At 48.1% G+C, this 15,252-nt stretch carries 13 protein-coding genes; 11 read left to right on the top strand and 2 right to left on the bottom strand.

The genetic code is table 11. The annotated features are described in order from the left end of the window. Positions 1-17 precede the first annotated feature (17 nt). The 11 genes from BN8899_RS19155 to BN8899_RS19105 all read left to right on the top strand — a co-directional run bounded on the left by BN8899_RS19155 (position 18) and on the right by BN8899_RS19105 (position 12,846). On the top strand, positions 18-2,564 hold the full coding sequence (locus BN8899_RS19155) for a zinc-dependent metalloprotease (RefSeq protein WP_065220556.1): 2,547 nt from the start codon (positions 18-20) through the stop codon (positions 2,562-2,564). A 403-nt stretch (positions 2,565-2,967) separates the two neighbouring features. Beyond that, positions 2,968-4,644, top strand: a complete 1,677-nt coding sequence (gene ettA / locus BN8899_RS19145; RefSeq protein ID WP_065220554.1) for an energy-dependent translational throttle protein EttA — start codon at positions 2,968-2,970, stop codon at positions 4,642-4,644. An 11-nt stretch (positions 4,645-4,655) separates the two neighbouring features. Continuing rightward, positions 4,656-5,462 carry a hypothetical protein gene (locus BN8899_RS19140; protein WP_065220553.1) on the top strand — a complete coding sequence of 269 codons (807 nt, stop codon included), beginning with the start codon at positions 4,656-4,658 and terminating at the stop codon, positions 5,460-5,462. Next, a complete protein-coding gene (locus BN8899_RS21305) occupies positions 5,452-5,580 on the top strand; it encodes a hypothetical protein (protein WP_255366265.1) in 129 nt (42 codons plus the stop codon). The genes BN8899_RS19140 and BN8899_RS21305 overlap by 11 nt, the downstream gene beginning before the upstream one ends. 376 nt (positions 5,581-5,956) lie before the next feature. Beyond that, positions 5,957-6,724 (top strand): polysaccharide biosynthesis/export family protein, encoded by a 768-nt coding sequence (locus BN8899_RS19135; protein ID WP_065220552.1) that lies wholly within the window; start codon positions 5,957-5,959, stop codon positions 6,722-6,724. 41 nt (positions 6,725-6,765) lie between these two features. Beyond that, positions 6,766-9,087 (top strand): GumC family protein, encoded by a 2,322-nt coding sequence (locus BN8899_RS19130; protein ID WP_231932430.1) that lies wholly within the window; start codon positions 6,766-6,768, stop codon positions 9,085-9,087. Positions 9,088-9,090: 3 nt separating this feature from the next. Then, positions 9,091-9,774 carry a tyrosine-protein phosphatase gene (locus tag BN8899_RS19125; protein ID WP_018335820.1) on the top strand — a complete coding sequence of 228 codons (684 nt, stop codon included), beginning with the start codon at positions 9,091-9,093 and terminating at the stop codon, positions 9,772-9,774. 603 nt (positions 9,775-10,377) lie between these two features. Continuing rightward, entirely contained in the window at positions 10,378-10,818 is a 441-nt protein-coding gene (locus tag BN8899_RS19120; RefSeq protein WP_065220550.1) for a hypothetical protein, read from the top strand. A gap of 350 nt (positions 10,819-11,168) precedes the next feature. Continuing rightward, the gene (locus tag BN8899_RS19115; RefSeq protein ID WP_065220549.1) at positions 11,169-12,017 is read left to right on the top strand and encodes a leucine-rich repeat domain-containing protein; all 849 of its coding nucleotides are present in this window, start codon (positions 11,169-11,171) and stop codon (positions 12,015-12,017) included. Positions 12,018-12,100: 83 nt separating this feature from the next. After that, on the top strand, positions 12,101-12,283 hold the full coding sequence (locus BN8899_RS19110) for a hypothetical protein (RefSeq protein ID WP_018335905.1): 183 nt from the start codon (positions 12,101-12,103) through the stop codon (positions 12,281-12,283). A gap of 200 nt (positions 12,284-12,483) precedes the next feature. Beyond that, on the top strand, positions 12,484-12,846 hold the full coding sequence (locus BN8899_RS19105; RefSeq protein WP_065220548.1) for an RNA recognition motif domain-containing protein: 363 nt from the start codon (positions 12,484-12,486) through the stop codon (positions 12,844-12,846). A 107-nt stretch (positions 12,847-12,953) separates the two neighbouring features. Here BN8899_RS19105 and pgl read toward each other — a convergent pair whose 3' ends face one another. Together pgl and BN8899_RS19095 are read right to left on the bottom strand one after the other, a co-directional pair. Next, positions 12,954-13,652: a 6-phosphogluconolactonase gene (pgl, locus tag BN8899_RS19100; protein ID WP_065220547.1), complete on the bottom strand. Its 699-nt coding sequence runs from the start codon at positions 13,650-13,652 to the stop codon at positions 12,954-12,956. A 107-nt stretch (positions 13,653-13,759) separates the two neighbouring features. Next, entirely contained in the window at positions 13,760-15,097 is a 1,338-nt protein-coding gene (locus BN8899_RS19095; RefSeq protein ID WP_065220546.1) for an MATE family efflux transporter, read from the bottom strand. Between the last annotated feature and the right edge of the window lie 155 nt (positions 15,098-15,252).

Below are 15,252 nucleotides of genomic sequence, written 5' to 3'. Positions count from 1 at the left end.
ATATAAGATAGGTATTTATGAAAGGATTAGGTATTGTATTGTTATTATGTACTGGCGTGTTGTGCACGGATGTTTCTGCCACGGAGTTGTTCGGGAAGAGAAAGAAAAAGAAGCAGCAGGCGGTGGAGGCGTCGGACACGACGAGGGTGAAGGCGGAGAGTGCTTACGAGAAGTTTGTCAAGGATGCGGAGGTGAAGCGGGGGATGTTTAACGTGATCAAGAAGAAGGACAAGGTTTACCTGGAGATCCCGAAGGCGTTGATGAGCCGGGATTTTTTGATCAGTTCGAGAGTGTCCTCCACGAGCCGGACGTGGCAGATAGACCCAGGGACGATAAATCGGGACCCGGTGTTGATTACGTTTTCGTGTGACGAGAATAAGGTGTACATGCATTTTCCGCATCTGGATTACGAGTGCAAGGAGGGGTCGGAGATGTACGAGGCGTACAAGCGGCATAGTAACCCGCCGATCTGGAAGGCGTTCAAGATAGAGGTGCAGCCGGAGGATTCCACGAGTTGCGTGATTGATGCTACTCCGTTGTTCTTGTCGTCGATAGCGGAGTTTTCGCCATTTCCGAATTTGCCTGCCGAGGCACGGATGATCGTCCCGTTCGGTGGAAATTTCCAGAGTGACCGTTCGAGAATCGAGGAGTGCAAGGCTTTCGAGGATAATGTTATCGTGAAGAGCATGATGACTTACACGACGGATGCCGAGGGACCGTTGACGACGATAGAGGCGCGGAATATCATTATTTTGCCCGAGAAGCCGATGATGCCCCGTTATGCTGACGAGCGGGTGGGGTATTTCTGGGAAATGCGAAAGGTGTTTGACGAGCGTTACGACCAGTTGCAGTATTATAGTATTATTCATCGCTGGAATTTGCAACCGAAGGATATGCAGAGGTATTTGGCGGGAGAATTGGTGGAGCCGGTGAAGCCGATCGTGTGGTACGTGGATCCGGCAATCCCGGAGAAGTGGAGGAAGTACGTGAAGCTGGGGATTGCCGACTGGAATATCGCTTTCGAGGCGATCGGGTTCAAGAATGCGATTGTCGTGAAGGATTACCCGACGGATGACCCGAATTTCGACCCGGATGATATTCATTACAATTGTTACCGTTTCGTGACTTCGGCCAAGGAGAATTCGATGGGACCGTCGTGGATAGACCCGCGGTCGGGGGAGATCTTGTGTGCGGATGTGATTTCGTGGTCGGGGGTGACCAGCCTGTTGAACAAGTGGATGTTGATTCAGACAGGGGCGGTGGACGCCGAGGTGCGCCGCCCGGTGATGACGGAGGAGAAGATGGGTGAGGCGATGCGTTACGTGGCGGCTCACGAGATCGGGCACACGCTGGGGTTGATGCATAATTTCGGGGCGTCTGCCGCTTATCCAGTGGAGAAATTGCGGGATCCGGAGTTTACGCGGGTGTACGGGACTACGCCGTCGATCATGGATTACGCCCGGTTTAATTACGTGGCGCAACCGGGCGACGTGGAAAAGGGGGTGAAATTGACGCCGCCGCTGGTGGGGGTGTATGATATGTTTGCCATCAAGTACGGGTACCAGGTGTTGCCGGACGTGAAGAGCCCGGATGACGAGAAGGAAACTTTGCGGGGATGGGTGAGAGAGAAGGTCGGGGATAAGATGTGTTTTTACGGGAAACAGGTGTTCCGTTTCCGTTTTGACCCGCGTTCGCAGGCGGAGGATCTGGGAGATGACGTGGTGAAGGCGAACACGTACGGGATGGAGAATCTGAAGTACGTGATGGCGAATTTCACGGATTGGCTGGCGGTGGACGACGAGGGGTACGCGGCGGTGGAGTCGATGTACAAGGAGATCGTGGAGCAGTTCATGCGGTTCATGAGTCACGCGATGGTGAGCGTGGGGGGGATGTATCTGAACCCGAAATACCTGGGCGATCCGGTGAAGTTGTACGAGTTCGTGCCGCGGGAGAAGCAGAAAGCCGCGCTGAAGTTCGTGTTGAGCAATTTGAATGGCGTGGAGGATTGGCTGGTGAACGAGAAGGTGACTGCGATAGTCGGTCCCACGGCATTGCATTACCGTGCCGCGACACAGATGTTCGCCAGTTTGCTGGAGCGGGAAACCGTGGGACGCTTGCTGATCAGCGAGGTGGAAGGGAAGAACGTGTTCACGCTGGACGAGTATATGGCGATGATTTTTGACGAGATGTTCGTGAAGAAGACGGGTAACTTGAAAATGATAGATATGGCTTACCAGAATTCTTTCGTGGAGGGATTGGCAAATTTCGTGGAGAAAGGGGAGTTCGCCAACGGGAAGGGAAATATGTTGCAAGCGTTGGCGAACGAGTCTACTTGCAGTTGCCATAAACATGGACGTGAACAAAGTCTTGAATATGAAGGGGAACAGATTTTAGCAGAGATCGTGATGTCGCCTAGAATAGATAAAACGGCAAAGCGTCCGGTGGTGATGAAGTATTTGCGCAAGGTGTACCAAATGGCCAAAGCAAGGTCGAATGCCGGGAACGATAAGATTCGTGAGCATTATCGTTTATTGGTGTTGAAATTGAATTATCTGTTTGATTAATCTGTGTGAATAAGTGTGATAGGGAGGTGTGTTCTGACACACCTCCTTTTTCGTTAGCTGCAATATGGCTGTATAGTCTATTTTTTGAATGTCGTGTTGATTTTATCTAAATTATTGTTAATTATATGTATTATAAATTGTGATGCGGAATGTTTTTGAATTCGGGGTTGATTTGGAATTTTTTTGTATATTTTTAATAGACAGTCGTTTGAGTTTTGAGCTGTTACTGTTTTGCAAGAAAATTTTAAAAAATCGGGGTGATATTGTAACGATTTTTATTTTGGTTTCGTATAACGATTCAAGCGTATTTTTAAATTTGAAGATATAATGTATCTTTGTATTCATTTTAAAAATAATTAGTTGTGTGATAGATGTGAAACATAATATAGTGTAAATTATTGGTATGGCAGACGAGAAAAAAATTATTTTTTCCATGATGGGCGTGAGTAAGACGATACCGCCACAAAGAAAGATTATTAAGGATATTTATTTATCCTTTTTTTACGGAGCGAAGATTGGTGTAATTGGTTTGAACGGGTCGGGTAAATCTACTTTGTTGAAGATTATCGCCGGGTTAGACCCGAATTACGAGGGGAAGGTGATCTGGTTGAAGGAGCATTCTATCGGTTATTTACCTCAGGAGCCTCAGCTTGATGATTCGAAGACGGTTAAAGAAGTCGTGCAGGAGGGCGTTCAGCAGGTGATGGATCTGTTGAAAGAATACGAGGAGGTGAATATGAGGTTTGCCGAACCGATGAGCGACGATGAGATGGATAAGTTGATGACCCGGCAGGGTGAGTTGACCGAATTGATCGAGCATCACGGCGGTTGGGAGATTGACCAAAAGCTGGAACGGGCTATGGATGCCCTGCGTTGCCCGGAATCGGATGCTTTGGTGAAAAACTTGTCGGGAGGCGAACGGCGGCGGGTGGCTTTGTGCCGTCTGTTATTGCAGGAGCCGGATATCTTGTTGCTCGACGAGCCAACGAACCACCTGGATGCGGAGTCGGTGGAGTGGTTGGAGCAACATTTGCACCAGTACGAGGGTACGGTGATCTGTGTCACGCACGACCGCTATTTCTTGGATAACGTGGCGGGATGGATACTGGAACTGGACCGGGGAGAGGGTATTCCATGGGAAGGCAACTATTCGTCCTGGTTGGAGCAGAAAGCCAATCGTCTGGAACAGGAGGAAAAGCAGGCGAGTAAGCGGAGAAAGACGTTGGAGCGGGAGTTGGAATGGGTGCGGATGGCACCGAAAGCCCGTCAGGCAAAGAGTAAAGCCCGTTTGAAAGCATACGACCGGATGATGGACGAGGACGTGAAGGAGAAAGAGGAAAGACTTGAAATATATATACCGAACGGTCCGCGTCTGGGGAATAAAGTGATCGAGGCGGAGCACGTGGCAAAGGCTTACGGGGATAAGGTGCTGTTCGATGATTTGGAATTCCAGTTACCGCCAGCGGGTATTGTCGGGGTAATCGGACCGAATGGTGCGGGAAAGACTACTTTGTTCCGCTTGATTATGGGTTCCGAGACGCCGGATAAGGGAACTTTCGAGGTCGGTTCGACGGTGAAGATTGCTTACGTGGATCAACAGCATAAGGCTATCGACCCGGAAAAGACGGTTTATCAGGTAATATCCGGGGGTAGTGACATGATTAATCTTGGCGGACGGGAGGTGAATGCCCGTGCTTACGTTTCCAAGTTTAATTTTTCCGGAACCGACCAGGAGAAGAAGTGCGGGATATTGTCCGGCGGGGAGAGGAATCGCTTGCATCTTGCCATGGCTTTGAAGGAGGATGCCAACGTGTTGCTGCTCGACGAGCCGACGAATGATATTGACGTGAACACGTTGCGGGCTCTGGAAGAAGGTTTGGAGAACTTTGCCGGGTGTGCCGTGGTAGTGTCGCACGACCGTTGGTTCCTGGATCGCATTGCCACGCATATTCTTGCATTCGAGGGTGATTCCAAGGTGGTTTATTTCGAGGGAAGTTACTCCGAGTACGAGGAAAACAAACGGAAGCGGTTGGGGGACGTGACCCCGAAGCGTATACGGTATAAAAAATTAATCGGATAAGAGAAAAGAACGTGCCTAAGAAGAAAGAAAAGAAAATTGTAGATAACGGCTTTGTGCCGGGTATCTACAATTATTGCGACAGATGGTGTGAACGGTGTAAACTCCAGATTCGCTGTATGAGTTACATGATGGGGAAGAAATTGAAGGAAAGAACGAGGGTGAATCTGGGGGAGGATATGCCTGACGATGACGAGTCAGCGTTAGCTCGTCTGAAGAATATATTTGACTCGACTTTTGACGTGTTGCGTGAGTTAGCGGATGAGCGAGGTGTGGGGATCGAGGATATTTATTCGGCGGAAAAAGTGGACAAGGGCTTCTGGGGAGAAGACTACGAGGATTTGGAGGATCAGGACGAGGAAGTGGCGAGGCAGGTCGAGAGCGAGGATATGATGAAATGTGAACGTATTTATCACACGCTGGCGGACAAATGTCAAGAGGATATTTACCGGTGGTTTGATTCTGTGGAAATACCACAGGGGAAGTCGCCCCGGACACGGGAGGTGGAGGATGCCTTGTTGGAAGTAAATTGGTACATGGATTTGATTCGCTCCAAGATGAAGCGTGCCCTTTGCGGGTACTTTCTTTACGCGGACAAGTTGAATGCCACGCAGGAGGAGGAGGATTACAACGGGTCGGCAAAGGTGATGTTGCTTGCTGTCGAGATTTCCCGTGTGGCGTGGGCGGTGATACGGGATCATGTACCCGGCTTCGGGCTGGAGGCATCTCGGGCAATCGTGGTGCTGGAACAATTGGAAGAAGATATTGACGCTTTCTTCCCGAATGCCCGTTCTTTCAAAAGACCGGGATTTGATGCCTGAAAAGTCGTTGCGGGGGAAAAGTATTACAAGAGCCGTTTTCATTCGGGGTGAAGTTGATAGCCGGGTGAAAGCGGTTATTTTTATGCCTTCTGTTCGGGAAACGGGTATACTGTCGTAAATATTGTTAAAGAAATACATTCGATTTTTTAGAAACAAAAACCTGTTTTGTTGTTTTGTCTTTTCGTGCAAAGGCTTTCATGGCTTTTCTGTATCGTATTTCCTTCTCTTGGATGTAAAATGTGTATATATAAAATATGGAATATAATTCAAACTGTATTGAAAAATATATATATTTGTAGCTCAATAAATGAACAATTATAAATATCGTAAAATCGACCACAACAAGCTATTCCTGGTAAGTGGTTAATTCCATAATAATCATTTAATTATAAATAATATTCCGATCTTTTCTTGCCGTGTAAATCCTCATTTATTTAACAATCAAAAAACGTTGGTTTAATGATAGCGTAATGTTACATAAAAGAAGGAGTTATATGTCTGTAAACAAGTGGATTGTGTCGATAGCGTGTGGGATCGTTTTTTTCTCGTGTGCTTCTAGTAAAGATATTGTTTACTTGCAGGACGTGAAGGAGAATGGACGGCTAGAATCGGAGTTCGAGTATAAAACGGTTATCCATATTGATGACTTACTATCTATCGTGGTTTCATGTGACGACCCGGAGGCGGCTTTGCCTTTCAATACTCCGATGATTGGTTTGGGAAGAGAGGTTGCCTCGACGGGACAGCAATCCCCTCCGGGCTATCTCGTGGATAAAGAAGGGTACATCGATTTCCCCGTGTTGGGAAAGTTGCGTGTGGACGGGATCTCTCGAGTTGAGTTGTCGGAAATGCTAAAGGAGAAACTTGCGGTGTACTTGAAAAATCCAATCGTGACGATACAATTTCAGAATTTCAAGGTGACTGTCTTGGGAGAAGTCCGGAATCCGGGCAGTTACAAGGTGACCAGTGAGCGAGTGTCCATATTCGATGCGCTGGGCATGGCGGGGGATTTACAGATTAATGCCAAAAGGCGGAACGTGCTGGTCATGCGCGAGAACGGGAAAGAGAAGACTTTTGCCCGTTTGGATTTAACCTCCGGCAATCTGGTTTATTCCCCGTTTTTTTACCTTCAGCAGAATGACGTGGTGTACGTGGAGCCCAGCAGGGGACGCATTGTGGGAGGGAATGTGGGAACTTTTTTGCCTTACGTGCTATCCAGCGTGTCGACATTCGTGGCGGTGTTAGCTCTGATTCTGAGGTAGGTTGCGGCGGTTCTCCGGGTTGGTTGCATTTTTTAATTTTAATGAAACAAGCGTGTATGAACGTGAATGGTAATGAGATTCCTGTGTCCGAGCAGGAAGAAACGATTGATTTGAGGGTGTTGTTTTACAAGATTATGGCACGATGGAGGTGGTTTCTCGTGTCCATTCCCTTGTGCGTGGGTGCGATGTTGTTTTATTGTGTAACACGGGAGCCTATTTACAATGTCTCGAGCAAGGTCATGATTAGTGATTCGAAGAAAGGGGAATTAGGTACAAGCGTGATGATGAAAGAGATGGGGTTCTTTCAGGGGGACAAGTACGTGGAAAACGAACTGGTTGAGTTGCAATCCAAAAACCTGATGCGGGAAACCGTGAGTGATCTGGAATTGAACGTCCGCTATTTCGAGGAGGGGATATTGAGGTTTACGGAATTGTACAAGGACTCTCCTATTAAGGTGCTTGTAGACAACCCCGGGGCAATAAGGGATACTTGCTTCACGGTGGCGTTCTCGGGCGATACGGCGGTCGTGACAGCCCCGTCCGGGGAGATCATTCACGCGGGGTGCTTTTCGGAACGAATCCCGGTGGATGGGTATGCGATTTCGGTGGAGAGGAACGGGGAGTGTCCGTCAGGCGTGGTTCGTGTGTATTTATATTCTTACGCCTCGGCAACGAAGGATTTTTACAAGAAACTGGAAGTGGCTCCTCTCGATAAAAACACGAATGCGCTTCGCTTGGCGGTAAAGGATGCCGTGCCGAGGCGGGGAAACGACTTGATTCGTGCGTTGGTTGATCGTTATAACGAGAATGGGGTGGCAGACAAGCAGGTGGTTTCCGCCAAGACCGTGGAGTTTATCAATGCCCGCCTGGAAGTGATTAACCGGGAGTTGGGTACGATAGAGGATGATGCCGAGCGTTTCAAGCGGACGAACAAGTTGACGAACATCGTTGCCGATGCCGAGTTCGTGATGGAACGTAAGAAATTGGCGGGTACGGAATTATTGAAATTGCAGACCGAATTTGACGTGGTACGTAGTATCCGGGTGTTATTGGAAAAGTGGGAGGATGCGAGTTTCGGCTTGCTGCCGGAGAATTTGGGTATTTCTGACGAGGGAGTGAACGGCGGTATATCCCGCTATAACGAGATGGTGTTGCGGAGAAATAAACTTTTGCTGAGTGCCCGGGAGGACAATCCTATCGTGACGGGCTTGGATGCGCAGTTGCGGGAGATGAGAATGAGTATCCGCGAGGCTGTTGCCAACGTGGAAAAAAGGTTGGAGATCAAGATAAATACGATGGAACTGGAGAATATTTCCGTGGATAAACGTTTGACGTCCGTGCCCGCCCAGGAAAAGCAATACCGTGCTATCGCCCGCCAACAAGAATTGAAGGAGAACCTTTTTCTTTTCCTGATGCAGAAGCGGGAGGAAGCGGAGATCGCGAAGCTGGTGTACGTGCCGACAGCGAAAATCATCGAGGATCCGGATACCGGGGATGCACCCGTGTCGCCTCGTAAAGCCATGCTGTTGCTAGTAGGGATGGTGTTGGGTATCATGTTACCGGTCGGGGGCGTGTTGGCTAGAGATATGCTGGATAATAAAGTGAGGAATGTTGAGGATATCGAGAGGGGAATTGGGGTTTCCCTGCTCGGGACGTTTCCCGAAGTGGTTGGAGAGAAGTTGATTACACGGGAAGATTTCGTGCAGTCGGAATCCATGCACCTGATACGTGAAAAGTTGAATTATATGTTGAAGCAACAAGCTTGTCCCGTGATTATGGTTACGTCGACTATTCCTGGCGAGGGGAAATCATTAATCGCCACGCATTTGGCGAATGCGTACGCTAAGACAGGGAAGAAGGTTTTGTTGATTGGTTGCGATCTGCGGAATCCTAGCCTGCATAATTTCGTTGGGCAGAATCGCGATAAAGGTTTGTCCGCTTACCTGGCAGGGCTTGTGGACGATGTGGCGGGGTTGATTTGTCCGGTGGATGACCATTTGGACGTCCTGTTCGGTGGTGTGGTGCCACCCAATCCGGTGCAATTGCTCGCTGATTCCCGCGTGAGCGAGTTGCTGGAAGCGATGAAGCAACGTTATTCGTGTATCATCTTGGACACGCCCCCGGTAGGGATTCTTGCCGAGGGATTCGCCTTGGGCAAGTTGTCGGATGCTTGCGTGTATGTGGTACGGGCGAACGTGTTGAGGAAGGATGCGTTGAGGATTGTTGCGGCGATAAACGGGGAAGGACGTTTGCCCGTGATGGGAATATTGCTGAACGGCGTGCGTGCCGAATGCGGTGGAGGCTATGGTTATTACAGTTATGGATACGGTTACGGGTATTACCGGGAACATGATAATAAATAAGGTATGTTATTTTTTAAGCGCCACGAGAAATTTATATTCGATTACCGGCGGGATATTCATTCCCACCTTTTGCCCAGGCTGGACGACGGGGTGCGGTCGATGGACGAATCCGTGCAGGTCATCCGGCGGCTGGTGGCGTTGGGATTGCAGCATCTGACCTGCACGCCCCACGTGGCTTATCCGGCGTTGATGAACGGGCGTCGGGATATAGAGAGTATGCTGATGTTGCTGAAGGCACGATTGGCGCAAGAGGGGATAAGCCTCGCCGTGGATGCGGGGGCAGAGTACCGCATGGGCGAGTTCATGTTGGGATTGTTGTTGCAGGACGAGATTATCGCTTCTCCCGGGCGGGAAGTACTTGTCGAGCATAGTTTCGTGGCTCCCTCGATCCACGCGGATGAGATCATCTTCGGGTTGCTTGGTCGAGGATACGTGCCCGTGATGGCTCACCCGGAACGCTACGCTTTTTATGCAGCCGACCTGGTGAAGCATTGCGAACGCCTGAAGGTGTTGGGATGCCGCATTCAAGTCAACCTGCTCTCGTTCGCGGGGTATTACGGGAAAGAAGCGCTCGCCGGTGCCCGAAAATTGTACTGTACGGGTCTGGTGGATTATTACGCGGGCGATATTCATAACTTGCGACAGGAGATGATTCTGGAAAAATTGGTAGGAGGAGCCCTTTTTTAATTACTTTTTTTAGGATATTACTTTTTTGAATGTTTTCGGCTCCTCCTATTCTTACCCGTTTTTCACGTTTATCAAGTCCAAATCTGTTCGTATCATAGAATGCTCTTTTATTGTATAATAGATTTTTTTGTGAAAAATTCCCCTCTTGGCAGGGTAAAAAAACAAAAAGACAAGTAATTCTGTCGTTTATGCCCCCGTTTTTCACGGTTTTGACGGCGATAGTCCGGGGGGAGGTGAAAGCGTTGCGGTTATTGCAAAAAGGCGTCAGCGTGTCGTTGTCGTGTCGTTAAACAGTTCTGCCGGGTTAAGACCAATTCACGGGCAATTTAAGAGTAGGTTAACGCAAAGCGTAGTAGTGCTGTATCCCGCGTGTGGCAAGGGGAAAGCCGATATCTGAAAAAATCGATTAAAATTCAAAAAAACGGTCAATTGTAAATGAAGTATAAAACGGGAACGATTTTGTGGGGGTGAGGGGGAAATTTTTGCTTTTTTTATATAATAAAGGGGCCGTCATTCGCAATGTTCCTATGGAAGCCTTTTTTGATTGTTTGCATCCGAAGCTAATACGGAGGAATAGAATTATTATTAACTAAAAAATGAGTTATGGCAGAAGTTAAGTCAGATTTCCTGTTCGAGATACGTAGGAGTATCGGGGACAAAAAGTATCACATGAGTCCTTCCGGAAAAATTATCAGTTCCAAGAAGGGGGGGGCGAAACCCACGTTCAGGAATGACGAGGATCGGGAGGCATGCGATGTGCGTATTAAAGGTTTCGGGGGATGCGGGCATATGGCGCCGGTCGTGTTCGACGCCATTCTTGTCGGGTTAGTAGAGCGTGCCCGCGGGAAATTCGCCGGGAACCGGTTTGTGCAGCTCAACGCACGCACCCTGTGCAAGGCTGTTGCCGGGGAGGACGGCAAGTTGGTTCGGGAATACGATTTCAAGGCGATGGTTATCGCTAATATTTACATTTATATTTTTGCGGTGTTTCACGACAATAGGCGTGCATCCAATTCAAAGTGTATCTATCCGGTAAGTGATTGATACAGGCGCCTCCTTCCCATCCGGGAAGGAGGTATCCTTCTATAATATGCTCAAGATTAATGAAATAGTGTTTTTTATGCTGGTGAAATTTTTGTATAAATAAACGATCGTTTATTTATACGCGAAAATATTAATAATTTCGATAAACGACAATGATAAATGTTTATTTTTTGTTCCTAGCAAATAATAAGTTACGAAATTGTCTGTTTTGATATTCATTTTTTATTGACGATAGCAATAAACGATGGATTATTCATACGTTTACGTCCGGTTTGGGGGGGTACATCTCTTTCCCTATGTTCGGAGGACGTGGTGGAAGTAATTGAAGAATTAAAACAAAGAAAGAACTAATGATAAGGAAGTGCGTGTTAATGATAGGAATCTTGGTGTTGCTGGCGGGTATGAAGACAAGTACGGCTGGGGTCGTCGTTCCATTGGCGGATAAAGAGAGAGACGGTTTACTTCCGAGTGCCGGGGAGCATATGTCCGGAGAAGAGAGTTTTCTGATCCCGGACACGGTGTTCCGGCGTTATTGCATCAGCTTTGGGTATGCTGACGAGAAGGGGTACATTATCCCGAAAGAGGTGGCAAAAGTCACGTGGCTTAATGTCGGTAGGATGAATATCAAGTCGTTGGAAGGTATTAAATATTTTACATCGTTGGAAAAATTGATTTGTTACTATACCCCTCTCGTTTCGTTGGATGTTTCGGGGTGCAAGGCATTGAAAGAGTTATACTGCAATCATAATACTTCACTTGTTTCGCTGGATGTATGCGGGTGTACTTCCTTGGAAAGATTGTATTGCTATAATACCTCACTCTCCGAGCTTGACGTCACGGGATGTCGGGCGTTAGAGTGCCTGAGGTGTCATGATAATATTTCTCTCGCGTCGTTGGACGTGAAAGGATGTGCGGCGTTAAAAGAATTGTATTGCCATAACGATCGTCTCATTGGGATGGACTTGTCCGGGTGTGTCTCGTTAATGATTTTGTATTGTTATGGCAATCATGTCGCCGCTCTGGATGCTACCGGCATGGTGTTGGGGAAGGAATTCCGGCTTTTTTGCGGCAACCAGTTCTCGGATGAAGCGGTGGAGCAGACGCTGGAATTGACACTGACCGCCCGGCAGAAAGTCCGGTGGGACGATTACCAGGCGGCTAACGGCAGCAATGCTCGTGTTAATGTCACTGTGAAATGAAACTTGTCTTTCCTTTTTCTCGTTTACATGACAACTTGGCTACTTTTCGGGTAACCGGTGTTGTTAATTAAAATGAAGAAATCATGAAAGAGAAAGAGGAAGAAAGAAAGGAACACGAAGAGAAAGATCGCCGTGCGGAGAAGAATATTCCATCCAAACAGGACAAGAGTTGGGTAGGCGAAAATCAGATGCCGCAACAACAATTTGACAAGACCGAATTCGAGGATGAAAAGGGGGATGGTTTGGACAGAAAGTGCCGAAAATGAAAGTTTTATCACTGTGGAATAATTTTTTCTGCGGTATTTGTTTGTTTGAATTATTGTTATAAATTTGCAGTGATATTTGAGTTTTGATTTGATAACAGAGTGTTTGCCTTTCATCGTGTTTTAAATGTATCGTTAAGCAGACTTTCATTAGGCAATATTCAACCTCAAAGCAGTTATTAATTATTTTAAAGTTTGTATTAATGAACATTTACATTTCAAATCTAAGTTACGACGTGACTGACGCGGACTTAAAAGAATTATTTGAAGAATACGGTGAAGTTTCTTCAGCAAAAGTTATCATGGACAGAGAAACCGGACGTTCAAGAGGTTTTGGTTTCGTGGAAATGCCCGAAAACGAACAAGGACAAAAAGCTATCGACGAGTTGAACCAAGCTGAATATGACGGCAAGGTAATCAGCGTGAACGTGGCTAAACCGAGAACCGATAGACCTGCCGGGAATCGTGGCGGTGGTTTCAACCGTGGCGGTGGCGGCGGACGCGATCGTCGTAGCGGAAACGGCGGCGGACGTAGTTTTGATAGAGACAGAGAAAGAAGATTTTAAGAAAGTCTTTACAAGGATAAAAAATAAACGGTAGCTTTTGAGCTACCGTTTATTTTTTATCCTTGTAAATTTTAGATTTAATCGGCAATCGCTGAATGCTTTAACTTTTAGTTTACTTCCCTGTCCGTGAATACCATTGCTGCAGGCGAATGAGCGAGGATGTAGGATGCGGGGTATTCTTTTGCCTTGTGGGCGATTTGCTCCATGATTTCTTGCTTTTCTTTACCGATCACGGGAATCAAGATAGCGGAACTTTTCAGGATAACGGGACCCGTCATGGTGATGCGTTGTTGTCCTGTGATAGGATGTTGTGACACGGCATATACGCGACGGTCAGTAAGTAGGTTTATGTCATTGGGGAATATGGATGCCACGTGCCCGTCTGTTCCCACGCCGAGGATAACACAATCGAAGCGGGGAGTGCTGGAATAGCCGGGAAGTTCCCATTTCACCATCTCGGAATAGCGTTCTGCCTCTACCTTGGGTTCCTGTTCTCCCCAGATCCGGTGGATATGGTTGGAGGGGATTGCCAACGGGGTGAATAACAACTGGTCGGCGTGCTTGTAATTACTTTCGTCGTCATCCGGCGACACGCAACGTTCGTCAACCCAGTAGAATCGGAGATTGTTCCACGGGATAAGTTCCTTGTATTCTTCCGCCCACAATTTGAACAACGCTTGCGCGGTTGTTCCCCCGGACAATGCCAAGTGGAACGGCTTCGACTTGCTCTTTTTTATCACCGAGGCGAGTGCTTCGCTGGTCGCACGCAACGCTTCTTCCGGTGTTTTATAAGTCTCTATCTTCATGATGTATAGTATATAAGTCTTAGTATTATTTATGTAATTTATACGATGCAAGTTACATTTTATTCGTCATTTAAACAATAATGTTGCCTTGAAAGTATAAAAAAATCTTAACGGGACATCATTTGACGGCAACTCTTGTTGAATCGGCGGATAAAGAGCGTGGCGGCGAACATTAACCCGCCACAGAATCCGGAAAGTAACCCGGAAGCCCCGAAGCCGAGCAGGATGCCGGTGATGTAACCGAGGGGTACGGCGACAAAAACGTAGGAAATGAAGGCATACACCATCGGGTGCTTCACGTCGGTGATTCCCCGCAAGGCGCCGAGGGCGGTGACTTGTAGCCCATCGAATATTTCGAACACGGCAACGACGAAGAACAGTTGGCGGGCAACCTCGACCACCTCCCGGTCGGGCGTGAAGACGGAAGCGATTTGTGCGCCGAAAAGGGCGTAGACGGCGGCGGCTCCCGCCATGAAGACCATGGCAAGACGCAGGGCGGCATGGGCATAACGACGCATTCGGGCGAAGTTATGACGCCCGTACTCGTGGCTGACGAGTATCGTGGAAGCCCCGGCAATACCGCTGGATATCATGAACGTGAGGCTGATCATGGATTGCACGATCTGGTTGGCGGCAAGTGCCACCGTACCCAACCAACCCATCATGACGGTGATGAGGCTGAGGGAAAGGTATTCGACCACCATTTGCCCGGCGATGGGATAACCCACTTGCAGGAGCTGGCGGGTCTTGCGACCGCTGGTGTTCGTCCGCCGGAAAAACCGGAACACGGTGGAGTATACCCCGGAACGGCGGATGTAAAGAAAGAACGCGACGGGCATCATGAGCCTCGATATAAGGGTTGCCAATCCCGCACCAGCCACGCCAAGGACGGGAGCCCCGAATTTACCGTATATAAATATGTAGTTCAGGATAATATTCATGACGTTGCACGAGATCGTGATGACCATAGCTGCTTTCGTGTTGCCGATGCCTTCCATGTATTGCTTGAAAGTCATGAAAAGAATAAAAGGGATAAGGGAGAGGGAGGTCAGCACGTAGTATCCCTTGCTTAACGCCACCACTTCCTCGGGTTGTCCCATCATCGACAGGTAAGGCATGAGTATAAAAAGAAAAGACGTGAGCAGGAGGGCAACCGCGGAGTTCAGCAAGAGGGAGTTCTGGAAAAATCCCGCCACCCGCTCGTGGTCGTCCTGCGCGTGGGCTTGTCCCACGAGGGGAGTCAGTCCCGTGGCAATTCCCATGCCGATCACCATCGTGTTCATGATGATCGCCCCGGCAAGCGACACCGCTGCCAGCTCGGGAGCCCCGAGTTGCCCGACCATGATGTTGTCTGCCATCTGCACCACCGCCTGTCCCGCCAGCGAAAGCATAATCGGGAAAGCGATCCGGACGTTGTCCCTATAATACAATGAACTTATTCTCATGCCTTTGTTTTTAAACGGGTGCAAAGATATGAATTTAGTTTATAAATCGGAGTCGTTCGTGAAGATTGTAAGATGGTGTGGCATAAACCGGAAAGGAAAATTTGTAAGATGAAAAGTTGGAAAGTGTGAAACAAACATAACAGGCTTTCTCGTAT

This window comes from Butyricimonas sp. Marseille-P2440 (assembly GCF_900091675.1).
GTDB classification, from domain to species: domain Bacteria; phylum Bacteroidota; class Bacteroidia; order Bacteroidales; family Marinifilaceae; genus Butyricimonas; species Butyricimonas synergistica.
The sequence above is the reverse complement of the archived record's forward strand: the minus strand, read 5'-3'. Positions and strand labels throughout refer to the sequence as shown.